Source organism: Paraburkholderia sediminicola (assembly GCF_046027355.1).
GTDB classification, from domain to species: domain Bacteria; phylum Pseudomonadota; class Gammaproteobacteria; order Burkholderiales; family Burkholderiaceae; genus Paraburkholderia; species Paraburkholderia sediminicola_B.
Genome location: NZ_JAQQEK010000027.1, coordinates 12502 through 25766 on the forward strand (window position 1 = coordinate 12502; position 13265 = coordinate 25766).

12 protein-coding genes are annotated in these 13265 nt (G+C 61.9%); 10 read left to right on the forward strand and 2 right to left on the reverse strand.

All coding sequences use genetic code 11. The features are described 5' to 3' along the window. Positions 1 to 38: 38 nt before the first annotated feature. The 4 genes from edd to PQR42_RS33895 all read left to right on the forward strand — a co-directional run bounded on the left by edd (position 39) and on the right by PQR42_RS33895 (position 4756). A complete protein-coding gene (gene edd, locus PQR42_RS33880) occupies positions 39 to 1943 on the forward strand; it encodes a phosphogluconate dehydratase (protein ID WP_408494769.1) in 1905 nt (634 codons plus the stop codon). 25 nt (positions 1944 to 1968) lie between these two features. Next, on the forward strand, positions 1969 to 2610 hold the full coding sequence (gene eda / locus PQR42_RS33885; protein WP_408218989.1) for a bifunctional 4-hydroxy-2-oxoglutarate aldolase/2-dehydro-3-deoxy-phosphogluconate aldolase: 642 nt from the start codon (positions 1969 to 1971) through the stop codon (positions 2608 to 2610). A 252-nt stretch (positions 2611 to 2862) separates the two neighbouring features. Next, the gene (locus PQR42_RS33890; protein WP_408390766.1) at positions 2863 to 4248 is read left to right on the forward strand and encodes a GntP family permease; all 1386 of its coding nucleotides are present in this window, start codon (positions 2863 to 2865) and stop codon (positions 4246 to 4248) included. Positions 4249 to 4258: 10 nt separating this feature from the next. Next, on the forward strand, positions 4259 to 4756 hold the full coding sequence (locus PQR42_RS33895; RefSeq protein ID WP_408218994.1) for a gluconokinase: 498 nt from the start codon (positions 4259 to 4261) through the stop codon (positions 4754 to 4756). A 90-nt stretch (positions 4757 to 4846) separates the two neighbouring features. On the opposite strand, the gene purB is transcribed toward PQR42_RS33895, so the two are convergent. Together purB and PQR42_RS33905 are read right to left on the reverse strand one after the other, a co-directional pair. Beyond that, positions 4847 to 6235, reverse strand: a complete 1389-nt coding sequence (gene purB, locus PQR42_RS33900; RefSeq protein ID WP_408390764.1) for an adenylosuccinate lyase — start codon at positions 6233 to 6235, stop codon at positions 4847 to 4849. Between the two features lie 129 nt (positions 6236 to 6364). Then, positions 6365 to 7117, reverse strand: coding sequence for a glycosyltransferase family 2 protein (locus tag PQR42_RS33905; protein ID WP_408390762.1), 753 nt, complete (start codon positions 7115 to 7117; stop codon positions 6365 to 6367). Between the two features lie 235 nt (positions 7118 to 7352). Between PQR42_RS33905 and PQR42_RS33910 the strand changes: the two genes are divergently transcribed. From PQR42_RS33910 to PQR42_RS33935, 6 genes are all read left to right on the forward strand, one after another. Further along, positions 7353 to 8309 carry a LysR family transcriptional regulator gene (locus tag PQR42_RS33910; protein WP_408390760.1) on the forward strand — a complete coding sequence of 319 codons (957 nt, stop codon included), beginning with the start codon at positions 7353 to 7355 and terminating at the stop codon, positions 8307 to 8309. A gap of 138 nt (positions 8310 to 8447) precedes the next feature. Further along, positions 8448 to 9770, forward strand: a complete 1323-nt coding sequence (locus PQR42_RS33915) for a Glu/Leu/Phe/Val family dehydrogenase (protein WP_408219006.1) — start codon at positions 8448 to 8450, stop codon at positions 9768 to 9770. A gap of 285 nt (positions 9771 to 10055) precedes the next feature. Beyond that, positions 10056 to 10949, forward strand: coding sequence for a glutamate/aspartate ABC transporter substrate-binding protein (locus PQR42_RS33920; protein ID WP_132373111.1), 894 nt, complete (start codon positions 10056 to 10058; stop codon positions 10947 to 10949). Between the two features lie 82 nt (positions 10950 to 11031). After that, complete coding sequence (locus PQR42_RS33925; protein ID WP_408219010.1) at positions 11032 to 11772, forward strand: amino acid ABC transporter permease; 741 nt, start codon at positions 11032 to 11034, stop codon at positions 11770 to 11772. Further along, complete coding sequence (gene gltK, locus PQR42_RS33930; protein ID WP_408219013.1) at positions 11772 to 12449, forward strand: glutamate/aspartate ABC transporter permease GltK; 678 nt, start codon at positions 11772 to 11774, stop codon at positions 12447 to 12449. Before PQR42_RS33925 ends, gltK begins: the two co-directional genes overlap by 1 nt. Continuing rightward, the gene (locus tag PQR42_RS33935; RefSeq protein ID WP_012434314.1) at positions 12446 to 13171 is read left to right on the forward strand and encodes an amino acid ABC transporter ATP-binding protein; all 726 of its coding nucleotides are present in this window, start codon (positions 12446 to 12448) and stop codon (positions 13169 to 13171) included. The genes gltK and PQR42_RS33935 overlap by 4 nt, the downstream gene beginning before the upstream one ends. The last annotated feature ends 94 nt before the right edge of the window (positions 13172 to 13265 follow it).

Genomic DNA, 13265 nt, shown 5'->3' on the forward strand with positions numbered 1-13265 from the left:
ACGCCCGCCCGTCCTCAGCCAGCGACGAAGGAGCTCCGATGGTTTCCCCGCATTCGCAATTGTTGAAGGTCACGCAACGCGTGGTTGAGCGCAGCAAGCCGACTCGCGAGGCGTATCTCGCCCGCATCCACCACGCGCAGGGCAAGTTTCCGGCGCGCGGCGCGCTCTCCTGCGCCAATCTCGCTCACGGTTTCGCCGGCCTCGAAGGCAACGACAAGCTTGTCATCAAGCAGATCCGCGAGCCGAACATCGGCATCGTGTCCTCGTACAACGAGATGTTGTCGGCTCACGCGCCGTACAAAAACTACCCCGACATCATCAAGCAGGCCGCGCGTGAAAACGGCGGCGTCGCGCAATTCGCGGGTGGTGTGCCGGCCATGTGCGACGGCGTCACGCAAGGCAATGCCGGTATGGAGCTGTCGCTGTTCTCGCGCGAAGTCATCGCGATGAGCACGGCGGTCGCGCTCACCCACAACATGTTCGACGCTGCGCTGTGCCTCGGCATCTGCGACAAGATCGTGCCGGGCCTGTTGATCGGCGCGCTGCAGTTCGGTCATATCCCGACCATTTTCGTGCCGGCCGGCCCGATGGGCAGCGGCCTGTCCAACGACGACAAAGCCAAGACACGCCAGCTCTTCGCGACCGGCCAATGCGGCCGCGACGCGCTGCTCGAAGCGGAAGCCGCCGCGTATCACAGCCACGGCACCTGCACGTTCTACGGCACCGCGAACAGCAACCAGATGCTGATGGAAGTGATGGGCCTGCATCTGCCGGGCTCGGCCTTCGTGCATCCGCACACGCCGCTGCGCGACGCGCTGACCGCGCAAGCCGCGCGCCGCGTGCTCGATCTGACCGTGGAGCGCGGCCATTACATGCCGATCGGCCACGTGGTCGACGAGAAAGCAATCGTCAACGGCATCGTCGCGTTGTTGGCGACGGGCGGTTCGACCAACCACACGCTGCATCTGGTCGCGATTGCACGCGCGGCGGGCATCGTGATCGATTGGGACGACTTCGACACGCTGTCGCAAGCGGTGCCTTTGCTCGCGAAGATTTACCCGAACGGCAAGGCCGACGTGAACCACTTCCACGCGGCCGGCGGCGTCGCGTTCCTGGTGCGCAATCTGCTGGAAGGCGGCTTGCTGCACGAGGACGTGAACACCGTCGCGGGCAAGGGCCTGAAGCACTACACGGAAGAGCCGAAGCTGATCGACGGCAAGCTGCAATGGGTGCCGGGCGCGCAAGCCAGCGAAGACACGGCGGTGCTGCGCGGCATCAAGGAACCGTTCCAGCCGGACGGCGGTCTGCGTCTGATGCAGGGCAAGCTCGGCCGCGGCGTGATCAAGATTTCCGCGGTCGCGGCGGCGCATCGCAAGGTCAAGGCGCCGGCGATCGTGTTCGATTCGCAGGAAGCCGTGCAGGAAGCGTTCGACAAGCACGAACTGAAGCGCGACTTCATCGCCGTCGTGCGCTTCCAGGGCGCGCGGGCAAACGGCATGCCTGAGCTGCATCGTTTGACGCCGCTGCTCGGTGTGTTGCAGGATCAAGGTTTCCATGTTGCACTGGTCACGGACGGCCGCATGTCCGGCGCGTCGGGCAAGGTGCCGGCGGTGATTCATCTGTCGCCGGAAGCGTTGCTGGAAGGGCCGATCGGCAAGGTGCGCACGGGCGACATGCTGGTGATCGACGCCGAAGCCGGTGTGCTCGACATCGAGATCGACGCAGCCGCATGGGCCGCGCGTGCGTGTGCCGTGCCGCAGCATCAAGCGGAAAACGAAGTCGGCTTCGGCCGCGAACTGTTCGGTGTATTCCGCGCGGCGGCGGCGCCGGCGGAGCAGGGTGCGTCGGTATTCGGCGCGATGGTGGGCGAGCGTTCGGCGCATCACGGCGAAGCGGCCAAAGCTCACACCGCAAAACACACAAGCACCACTCACGCCAGCTAAGTGCTGCAGAACAAGGAGTCTGACTATGACCTCGAAAACAGTAAGCGATATCGTGCGCCTCGGCCCGGTGATTCCGGTGCTCGCGTTCGACTCGGTCGAACAGGGTGTACACGTATCTCGCGCGCTGCACGCGGGCGGCGTGAAGGTGCTGGAAATCACCTTGCGCACCGCAGCAGGCCTCGAAGCGATCGAACGCGCGAGCCAGTTGGCCGAAGACATCGTGGTCGGTGTCGGCACGATTACGAAGCCCGAGCATTGCGCTCAGGCCAAGAAGGCGGGCGCGCAGTTCGGCGTCTCTCCTGGCCTGACGAGAGACATGCACAAGGCCGCGCAGGATGCGGGCTTGCCGCTGCTACCGGGCGTGATGACGCCGTCGGACATCATCGCGGCGCTGGAACTCGGCTACGAGATCGTGAAGTTTTTCCCGGCGCAGCAAGCCGGCGGCGTGCCGATGCTGCAAGCTTTTTACGGCCCGTTCCCGAATCTGAAGTTCTGCCCGACCGGCGGCATCACGGCGGAAACGGCGACGCATTTCCTGTCGCTGCCGAACGTGGTGTGCGTGGGTGGCTCGTGGCTCACGCCGAAAGCCGCGCTCGCTGCGCAAAACTGGGACGAGGTCACGCGCCTGGCGCGGGCCGCGAGCCAGTTGGCCGCGCCCGCCCATTGAGTTGAAGCGGCCCGCACGCTAACCGTTATCAAGGTCCTACGCAAAGGAGCCTCGTCGATACAGCCGCTCAGGCTGTCCTGGCGAGGCTCTTTTGCGATATGCGCGCGGAATTGGCGCACGTTTGCAGACAACAAACAGTAAAATTCAGCGTCCGCGCGGTCAGCCCGGTTTCAAGGCGCCGCACAGGCCGCCGTGAGACAAGGGTGCTGGCTGTGCCGCACTCACAATCAATAACGCAAAAGGAGGAGCTTCATGGAAGCTGTCCACGGCAGCACACTGCTGGTCTTCGCGGTGATCGCCATCGCTTTGCTGATCCTGCTGATCACGCGCTACAAGGTTTATCCGTTCCTCGTCCTGATCATCGTGTCGCTGCTGCTGGGTCTTGCATCCGGCATGCCGATGGCCACCATCGTCAAATCGTTCGAAACGGGTAACGGCAATACGCTCGGGCACATCGCCGTCGTGGTCGGTCTGGGTACGATGCTCGGCAAGATGATGGCCGAATCGGGCGGCGCCGAACGCGTCGCCACCACCTTGATCAACTTCTTTGGCGAGAAGAACATCCACTGGGCGATGATGATCGTGGCGATCATCGTCGGCTTGCCGGTGTTCTTCGAAGTCGGTTTCGTGTTGCTGATTCCGATCGCGTTCAACGTCGCGAAGCGCACCAACAAGTCGCTGTTGCTGGTCGGCTTGCCGATGGTCGCGGGTCTGTCCGTCGTGCACGGACTGCTTCCGCCGCATCCGGCCGCGATGCTCGCGGTGCAGGCGTATCACGCGGATATCGGCAGGACCATCGCCTATGGGCTGATCGTCGGTGTGCCGACCGCGATCGTCGCCGGTCCGCTGTTCGCGTTGCTGATCAGCCGCTATATCAAGCTGCCGAAAGACAACCCGCTTGCCGCGCAATTTCTCGGTCATGGTGACGAAGCCAAAAACGGCGCACAAAACGCCGCACCGAAGCGCGAACTGCCGAGCTTCGGCATCACGCTGCTCACGATCCTGCTGCCGGTGATCCTGATGCTGGTCGGAAGCTGGGCCGATCTCTTCACCACGCCGAAAACCTTGCCGAACGATCTGCTGCACTTCGCCGGCAATTCGGACGTCGCGCTGCTGATCGCGGTGCTGGTCAGCTTCTGGACCTTCGGCGCGAGCCGCGGTTTCAATCGCGAGCAGATCCAGAAATTCTGCGGCGACTGTCTCGCGCCGATCGCGGGTATCACGCTGATCGTCGGCGCGGGCGGCGGGTTTGGGCGTGTGCTGATGGATAGCGGGATTTCGAAGGAAATCGTCAATGTGGCAACCGCCATGCATCTGTCGCCGCTGTTGTTCGGCTGGCTGGTGGCCGCACTGATTCGTCTGGCCACGGGTTCGGCGACCGTCGCGATGACCACGGCGTGTGGCATCGTCGCACCGATCGCTTCGGCTAGCGGCGTGCATGTCGAGCCGGAGTTGCTGGTGCTCGCCACCGGCTCGGGCTCGCTGATCTTCTCGCATGTGAACGACGGTGGTTTCTGGCTGATCAAGGAATACTTCGGTATGACAGTGGGGCAGACCTTCAAGACATGGTCGCTCCTCGAAACCATCATTTCACTGATGGGCTTGGGTTTGACCTTCGCGCTCGCGACGGTCGTGTAAGGAGTTTTTGATGATTCTGATCGCAATGGGCGTGTCGGGCGCCGGCAAGACGAGAATTGGCGAAATGCTGGCGGAACGCCTGCATTGCGTGTTCACCGACGGCGACGCGTTTCACAGCGCCGCCAACAAGGAGAAAATGCACCACGGCATTCCGCTCACCGACGAAGACCGTTGGCCGTGGCTGCAAACCATCCGCGTGGCGATCGTCGAGAAGCAGCAGGCAGGTGAGACGGCGGTGTTCACATGCTCGTCGCTGAAACGCTCGTATCGCGATGTTTTGCGCGATGGCGACCGGGACGTGTGCTTCGTGTATCTGAAGGGTTCGCGTGAAGTGCTGGAGCAGCGTCTGACCACGCGCACCGGCCATTTCTTCGATCCCTCGCTGCTGCAAAGCCAGCTCGATACGCTCGAAGAACCGGGACCGGACGAAGCGATCACGGTGAGCATCGAGCTGTCGCCGGAAGAGATCGTCGTGGAAGTGCTGAGGCAGGTTGAAACGCGTAAGTGAGTTTGTTTCGTCGCTGCAAATAAAAAACCGCTCTCAAAGGAGCGGTTTTTTTACGCCTCGAGTCACGAGGCGATGCACGACTCAAGCCGGTTAAGCGATCCGCTTCGCCAGTTCGACCGCCTTGCCGATGTACGACGCCGGCGTCATCGCGAGCAAACGGTCTTTCGCGTCCTGCGGAATCGCAAGGCCATTGACGAACGTTTGCAGCGCTTCACGCGTGATGCCCTTGCCGCGCGTCAGTTCCTTCAACTGCTCGTACGGATTCTCGATGCCGTAACGGCGCATCACCGTTTGCACCGGCTCGGCCAGCACTTCCCAGCAATTGTCGAGGTCTTCATTCAGACGCTGTGCATTCACTTCGAGCTTGTCCAGACCGCGGATCAGCGAGTCGTACGCGAGCAGCGAGTAACCGAACGCGACGCCGATATTGCGCAGCACCGTCGAATCGGTCAGGTCGCGCTGCCAGCGCGAGACCGGCAGCTTGTCGGCGAGATGGCGCAGCGTGGCGTTCGCGAGGCCGAGGTTGCCTTCCGAGTTTTCAAAGTCGATCGGGTTGACCTTGTGCGGCATGGTCGACGAACCGATTTCGCCGGCCTTGGTGCGTTGCTTGAAGTAGCCGACCGAGATATAGCCCCACACGTCGCGGTCCAGATCCAGCAGGATCGTGTTGGCGCGCGAGACCGCATCGAACAGTTCGGCCATGTAGTCGTGCGGCTCGATCTGGATCGTGTACGGATTGAACGTGAGCTTCAGGCGCTGTTCGACCACTTCGCGCGAGAACGCTTCCCAGTCGAACTCCGGATACGCGGACAGATGCGCGTTGAAGTTGCCGACCGCGCCGTTCATCTTGCCGAGCAGCTCGACCTTCGCGATGCGGTCGATCGCGCGTTCCAGGCGGGCCGCGACGTTGGCGAGTTCCTTGCCGAGCGTGGTCGGGCTGGCCGGTTGGCCGTGCGTGCGCGACAGCATCGGCTGTTCGGCGTGCGCGTGAGCCAGTGCGACGAGGCGCTGATGCACCGAGCGCAGCGCCGGCAGAATCACGTGTTCACGGGCGCCCGCCAGCATCAGGCCGTGCGACGTGTTGTTGATGTCTTCCGACGTGCAGGCGAAGTGGATGAACTCGCTCGCGCGCTCCAGTTCCTCCTGACCCTTCACCGATTCCTTCAGCCAGTACTCGACCGCCTTCACGTCGTGATTCGTCACACGTTCGATTTCCTTGATGCGCGCGGCGTCGTGCGCGGTGAAGCGCTCGGCCAGTTGCAGCAGGAATTGTTCTGACGCTTCGGAAAAGCGCGGCACTTCGGCGAAACCGGCACGCGACAAGGCGATCAGCCAATGGATTTCCACCGTCACGCGATTGCGCATGAAAGCGGCTTCCGAGAGCCAGTCGCGCAGGGCTTCGGTTTTCGAGGCGTAGCGGCCGTCGAGCGGGGAGAGCGCGTTCAGCGCGAACAGGGTGTCGGGGCGGGTGTCGGACATGATGGGGGCGTGATGCAAGGGTGAAAACGCGGAGGAAACTGCGGGAACCGCGAATTTTACCACCGGACGGCGTTTGCCCTGATTTCGCCGCGACGCCCGTTTGGCGCCGGCATGGCGGCTGTGTGACGGCTAGTCCGGATAGCCGTCGTAGCCGGGAAACAGGGTGGGCAACGTGAAGGCGGGCATCGAGTAGCGTGAGAAGCAGCGCGAGGTGGAGGCGGGATGGACCAGATGCAGGCAACTGGCCTGCGGATCGTCCACCGCGATCACGTTGCGGCCGGTCTCGACTACGCGCCGGATGAAGCTTTCGTCGTCGCACAGGTTGATGTCGTCGAAGGCTGAGATCGCGGCAAGTGCTTTGTCATACACATACGAGAATCCATAGAACAGGATGAAGTCCGCGCCGATCTGCATTCTCTCGTGGAATTCGATGTGGCTGACCGAACGGCCGCTCAGTTCGTAGTGCAGGCCTACCTTGGCGTTCAGGTCCATGTAGCCGAAGAATTGTGTGTGCGGCGCATACATGAAGAAGCCCGACAGCTTGATGAGATCCGCGCGGTTCTCCTGCATCGTCCTGACCATGTGCGCGAGGTAGTGCGGCGCGTAGTGGTCGTCATCGTCGAAATGGGCGATCACCGAGCCGCGCGATTCGGCGATCAGCGCGTTGCGCTTCGCGCCGATCGACATGCGCGTGGTGGAGTGAAAGTAGCGGATGCGTGCGTCCTGCGACGCCAGCGCTTGCATATACGCGCTCGGCTCGCGGCTGTCGTCGAGGATCAGCCATTCCCAGTCGACCTGCTGGCGAAGCACGCAGCGGGCAATGGCCGGCAGCAGACGCTCGCGGTTGGCCGTCGGCGTGATGATGGAAACGAGTGGGGACATGGCGGGGTCTCGCGCGCGGCAAGGCGCGTCGTAGAAGGAGTCGGGTGGAGGGTGCGGCGTGCTGGCCGCAGCGCCGTGAGCGGAGCAAGATAGCGGCTCGCCGCCGGCCGGCCTATCGGCGCAATCCGATTTCGCGTTCGCGGCATCGTGCGCCCGCGCGCACGGTCACGACGACCCGCTTCACGACACCCACTAGAATGCTGACTTCCTCTCACCCGTCGGCAGCAGGCCCCGCATGGAACTGAAATGGCTCGAAGACTTCGTTTCGCTCGCGGAAACGCGTAGTTTCAGCCGCTCGGCTGAATTGCGCCACGTCACGCAGCCGGCGTTCTCCCGGCGGATTCAGGCGCTCGAGGCATGGCTCGGCACGGAACTGATCGACCGCTCGGTCTATCCGACGCGGCTCACGGCGGCCGGCCAGGTGTTCAACGAGCAGGCGCTCGCGATGCTCTCGCAGTTCCATGAGGCGCGTGCGCTGCTGCGCGGCCATACGGCGACGCCGCAGGCGACCATCGAGTTCGCCGTGCCGCATACGTTGTCGCTGACTTACTTTCCACGCTGGCTGCAGCGAATCGAAGCCCATCTCGGTCCGATCCACACACGCCTGCGGGCCCTGAATGTGCATGACGCGGCGTTATCGCTGGTCGAAGGCGGCTGCGATCTGATGATGGGCTATCACCATCCGAGCCATCCGGTCGCGCTCGATCCGGGCCGCTACGACATGCTGACGCTCGGCAACGAGCCGATCAGTCCGTTCTCGGCGCCCGGCCGCGCCGGCCGGCCGCGTCACACGTTGCCGGGCACGGGCGAGGCGCCCACGCCTTACCTGTCCTACACGCCGAACGCCTATCTGGGACGCATGACCGAAGTGATCCTGGCCAACGCGCCGGAGCGCCTGTACCTCGACCGGCTGTACGAAACCGACATGGCCGAGGGGCTCAAGGCGATGGCGCTGGCCGGGCACGGTATCGCCTTCCTGCCGCACAGCGCGGTGGAGGACGCCGTCGCCGACGGCAAGCTGATCCGCCTTGACCGCGCCACACGCGGCACGCCGGAAGGGCAGCTCACACTGACCATGGAGATCCGTCTCTATCGCGACAAGCTCGTGGCGAAGAGCGACGATGCGCGACAGATACTCGTGCGGCAGTTGTGGGAGGTGGTCTCGGAGGAACTGGCGCAAGGCACGGCCTGAAATCCTGCCTCCCCACGACGTGAATTTGCGGCTTCTTGATGGTTATGCAAAAAAAACATAATCGGATAAGGAAACGGCATTGGATTTCAAAACGGCGTTTTTCCACAATGCTGTTACTCGATCAACGCCGGAGCGTTCATGTCATCCCAGCAACAGGCAGCACACGCAGCACAATCCGCATCAACGTTGCAGTCGGTTCCTTCCTACCTGAATAAAGACGATCTCGGCCCGTGGGGCAACTACCTGCGTCAGGTCGATCGCGTCGCGCCGTACCTCGGCTCCCTGTCCCGCTGGCTCGAAACCCTGAAGCGCCCGAAGCGCATTCTGGTCGTCGACGTGCCTATCGAACTCGATAACGGCACGGTCGCTCACTTCGAAGGCTATCGTGTGCAGCACAACGTGTCGCGCGGTCCGGGCAAGGGTGGCGTGCGTTACCACCAGGACGTGACGTTGTCGGAAGTGATGGCCTTGTCGGCGTGGATGTCGGTGAAGAACGCTGCGGTGAACGTGCCATACGGCGGCGCGAAGGGCGGCATCCGTGTCGACCCGCGCACCTTGTCGCGTGGCGAGCTGGAGCGCGTGACGCGCCGCTACACCAGCGAAATCGGCATCATCATCGGACCGAATACCGACATTCCCGCGCCGGACGTGAACACGAACGAGCAGATCATGGCGTGGATGATGGACACGTACTCGATGAACCAGGGCCAAACGGCCACGGGCGTCGTGACGGGCAAGCCGATCACGCTGGGCGGTTCGCTCGGCCGCCGCGAGGCGACGGGCCGTGGCGTGTTCGTGGTGGCCTCCGAAGCCGCGCGCCGTATCGGCGTCGACATCGAAGGCGCGCGCATTGCGGTGCAAGGTTTCGGTAACGTGGGCGGTATCGCGGCGCGTCTGTTCCAGGAAGCGGGCTCGAAGCTGGTCGCGGTGCAGGATCACACCGGCTCGCTGTACAAGTCGACCGGTATCGACGCTGTCGCGTTGCTCGAACACGTGGCGAAGACGGGCGGCGTGGGTGGTTTCCCTGAGGCCGACGCCGTCACCAACGAAGAATTCTGGACCGTCGAATCGGACATCCTGATTCCGGCGGCGCTGGAAAACCAGATCACCGAAAAGAACGCGGGCAAGATCAAGACGAAGATCGTCGTGGAAGGCGCGAACGGCCCGACCACCACGGCGGCGGACGACATCCTGCACGATCGCGGCATCCTCGTGATTCCGGACGTGGTGGCGAATGCCGGCGGCGTGACCGTCTCGTACTTCGAATGGGTGCAGGACTTCTCGAGCTTCTTCTGGACGGAAGACGAGATCAACCAGCGCCTCGAGCGTGTGATGCGTGAAGCATTCGCCGCGGTGTGGCAGGTGTCGAGCGAGCAGAAGGTGTCCGTGCGGACCGCGGCGTTTATCGTCGCGTGTAAGCGGATCCTGGAAGCGCGCGAACTGCGCGGCCTGTATCCCTGATCTTTCCGCTTCTTTCCGCTTTTTTTCCGCTTCAAACGGCGGTTCCGCTATCCCGCGGATCCGCCGCCACTCCTTGCTTCAACGCGGTCCACAAGACGGCGTGTTCGACCCGGCGGGCGGCATCGTATCGATGCCGCCCGCCTTTGCATATGCGGAAAGGTTGACCGACCAGCCTGAAGCGCCGCGAACCTGTAGCGGCGCACACGCAACAACATGGTTTATAGCGATACTTTCAGAATAATTACTTTGCTAAACTGGCGCCGGTTCTTGCCAAGGAGATCACAAATGAAGGTTAAAAAAGCTGCGCTGCTGCTCGCGACTCTCGGACTGTTTACGGTTGGCGCGCATGCGCAAGACGCTGGTACGCTGAAAAAGATCAAGGACACGGGTGTCATTTCGCTGGGTCATCGCGAATCGTCGATCCCGTTTTCGTATTACGACGACAAGCAGAACGTTATCGGCTACTCGCAGGAATTCGCCCTGAAAGTGGTGGAGGCAGTGAAGCAGAAGCTGAACATGCCGAACCTGAAGGTCAAGCTCACGCCGGTCACGTCGCAAAACCGTATTCCGCTGGTGCAGAACGGCACCGTCGACATGGAATGCGGCTCGACCACGAACAATGCTGAACGCCAGCAACAGGCTGCCTTCTCGAACACGATCTTCGTGATCGGCACGCGCCTGATGACCAAGAAAGACTCCGGCATCAAGGACTGGGCCGACCTGAAGGGCAAGACGGTCGTCACGACCGCCGGCACCACGTCCGAGCGCCTGCTTCGCAAGATGAACCAGGACAAGAGCATGGGCATGAACATCATCAGCGCGAAGGACCACGGCGAGTCGTTCCTGACGCTCTCCACGGGCCGCGCCGCTGCCTTCATGATGGACGACGCATTGCTCGCTGGCGAACGCGCGAAGTCGAACAACCCCGGCGATTTCGTGATCGTCGGCACGCCGCAGTCGCATGAAGCGTACGGCTGCATGATTCGCAAGAACGATCCGGAATTCAAGAAGGTGGTCGACGACGCGATCGCCAAGGTCGAAACCTCGGGCGAAGCCGATCAGATCTACAAGAAGTGGTTCGAATCGCCGATTCCGCCGAAGGGCCTGAACCTGAACTTCCCGGAAAGCGACGACATCAAGGCGCTCTACAAGAGCCCGAATGACAAGGCAATCGATTAAACCTTAGCTGTTTTTTTGAAACGCTGAACGAAACGGAAGGGGCCACGCGCTTCTTCCGTTTCTTTTTGCTGGAGTCTTGGTCATGTCATATCACTGGAACTGGGGCATTCTGCTGAGTCCCGTCTCCACCGGCGAGCCGACCACGTATCTGGGCTGGCTGCTGTCGGGCTTCTGGGTGACGATTACGGTATCGCTGTCGGCATGGGTGATCGCGCTGATCGTCGGTTCATTGTTCGGCGTACTGCGCACGGTGCCGAATAAATGGGCGTCGGGCATCGGCACGCTCTATGTCGCGATTTTCCGTAACATCCCGCTGATCGTGCAGTTCTTCATCTGGTATCTCGTGATACCGGAGTTGCTGCCCGCTTCGATGGGCAACTGGTTCAAGCAACTGCCGCCGAGCGCGCAGTTTTTTTCGTCGTCGATCATCTGTCTCGGGCTCTTCACCGCCGCGCGCGTGTGCGAGCAGGTGCGCTCGGGTATCAACGCGTTGCCGCGCGGCCAGCGCGCCGCTGGCCTGGCCATGGGCTTCACGCAATGGCAGACGTATCGCTATGTGCTGCTGCCGGTCGCGTACCGGATCATCGTGCCGCCACTTACTTCCGAGTTTCTGAACATCTTCAAGAACTCGGCGGTGGCGTCGACGATCGGTCTGCTCGATCTGTCCGCTCAGGCGCGCCAACTGGTCGACTACACGTCGCAGACGTATGAGTCGTTCATCGCGGTCACGATAGCGTACATGCTGATCAATCTGGTCGTGATGCAACTCATGCGCTGGGTCGAAGCCAAGACCCGGTTGCCCGGCTATATCGGAGGCAAGTAATGCACCATTTCGACTGGAGCGGTATTCCGGGCGCATTGCCTACGCTATGGACCGGCGCCATCGTCACGCTCAAGATCACGCTGATCGCGATTGTGTTCGGCATCGTTTGGGGCACCATTCTCGCGATGTTGCGGCTGTCGTCGTTCAAACCCTTCGAGTGGTTCGCGAAGGGCTACGTGACGATCTTCCGTTCGATCCCACTGGTGATGGTGCTGCTGTGGTTCTTCCTGATCGTGCCGCAAGTGCTGCAAAACGTGCTCGGTTTGTCGCCGGATATCGATATTCGCCTCGCGTCGGCCATGGTCGCTTTCTCGCTGTTCGAGGCGGCGTACTATTCGGAGATCATCCGCGCCGGCATTCAGTCGGTGCCGCGCGGGCAGGTCAACGCGGCGTTCGCGCTCGGCATGAGCTACTCGCAGGCCATGCGTCTGATCGTGCTGCCGCAGGCGTTCCGCGCGATGGTGCCGCTGCTGCTCACGCAAGGTATCGTGCTGTTTCAGGATACGTCGCTCGTCTACGTGATCAGCCTCGCCGACTTCTTCCGCACCGCCACGAATATTGGCGACCGTGACGGTACGAATGTCGAGATGGTACTGTTCGCGGGCGCGTGTTATTTCGTGATCTGTGTGGTCGCGTCGAGCCTTGTCAAAGGTCTTCAGAAAAAGGTCGCAAGATGATCTCTATCAAGAATGTTTCGAAGTGGTACGGCCAGTTTCAAGTGCTGACCGACTGCACGACGGAAGTCAAAAAGGGTGAAGTGGTGGTGGTGTGCGGGCCGTCGGGCTCGGGCAAGTCCACGCTGATCAAAACCGTCAACGGCCTCGAGCCGTTCCAGAAGGGCGAGATCGTCATCAACGGGCAGTCGCTCACCGACAAGAAAACCAATCTGTCGAAGCTGCGTGCCAAGGTCGGCATGGTGTTCCAGCACTTCGAGCTGTTCCCGCATTTGTCGATCGTGCAGAACCTCACGCTCGCGCAGGTGAAGGTGCTCGGCCGCTCGAACGACGAAGCCACCGCGAAAGGGCTGAAGCTGCTCGATCGCGTCGGCCTGCGTGCGCATGCGGACAAGTTTCCGGGGCAGTTGTCGGGTGGTCAGCAACAGCGCGTGGCGATTGCGCGCGCGTTGTCGATGGATCCGATCGCCATGCTGTTTGACGAGCCGACCTCGGCGCTCGATCCGGAAATGATCAACGAAGTGCTCGATGTGATGGTTGAACTCGCGCAGGAAGGCATGACCATGATGTGCGTGACGCACGAAATGGGCTTCGCGAAGAAGGTGGCGCACCGCGTGATCTTCATGGACAAGGGCTTGATCGTGGAAGACGACCGCAAGGAAGACTTCTTCGCCAATCCGAAGTCGGATCGCGCGAAGGATTTTCTGGCGAAGATCCTGCACTGAGTTTGCTGTGGCGTCGCGCCGTTTAGACGGTGCGGCGCGGGCAGAAACGAAAAAGCCGCTTCGGAAGAAGCGGCTTTTTCGTTTCTGGCGATTC

What these genes read in the sequence shown, in the direction of transcription:
- edd (WP_408494769.1), top strand. Translation starts at nt 39, where the DNA reads ATGGTTTCCCCGCATTCGCAATTGTTGAAGGTCACGCAACGCGTGGTT.
- eda (WP_408218989.1), top strand. Translation starts at nt 1,969, where the DNA reads ATGACCTCGAAAACAGTAAGCGATATCGTGCGCCTCGGCCCGGTGATT.
- PQR42_RS33890 (WP_408390766.1), top strand. Translation starts at nt 2,863, where the DNA reads ATGGAAGCTGTCCACGGCAGCACACTGCTGGTCTTCGCGGTGATCGCC.
- PQR42_RS33895 (WP_408218994.1), top strand. Translation starts at nt 4,259, where the DNA reads ATGATTCTGATCGCAATGGGCGTGTCGGGCGCCGGCAAGACGAGAATT.
- purB (WP_408390764.1), bottom strand. Translation starts at nt 6,235, where the DNA reads ATGTCCGACACCCGCCCCGACACCCTGTTCGCGCTGAACGCGCTCTCC.
- PQR42_RS33905 (WP_408390762.1), bottom strand. Translation starts at nt 7,117, where the DNA reads ATGTCCCCACTCGTTTCCATCATCACGCCGACGGCCAACCGCGAGCGT.
- PQR42_RS33910 (WP_408390760.1), top strand. Translation starts at nt 7,353, where the DNA reads ATGGAACTGAAATGGCTCGAAGACTTCGTTTCGCTCGCGGAAACGCGT.
- PQR42_RS33915 (WP_408219006.1), top strand. Translation starts at nt 8,448, where the DNA reads ATGTCATCCCAGCAACAGGCAGCACACGCAGCACAATCCGCATCAACG.
- PQR42_RS33920 (WP_132373111.1), top strand. Translation starts at nt 10,056, where the DNA reads ATGAAGGTTAAAAAAGCTGCGCTGCTGCTCGCGACTCTCGGACTGTTT.
- PQR42_RS33925 (WP_408219010.1), top strand. Translation starts at nt 11,032, where the DNA reads ATGTCATATCACTGGAACTGGGGCATTCTGCTGAGTCCCGTCTCCACC.
- gltK (WP_408219013.1), top strand. Translation starts at nt 11,772, where the DNA reads ATGCACCATTTCGACTGGAGCGGTATTCCGGGCGCATTGCCTACGCTA.
- PQR42_RS33935 (WP_012434314.1), top strand. Translation starts at nt 12,446, where the DNA reads ATGATCTCTATCAAGAATGTTTCGAAGTGGTACGGCCAGTTTCAAGTG.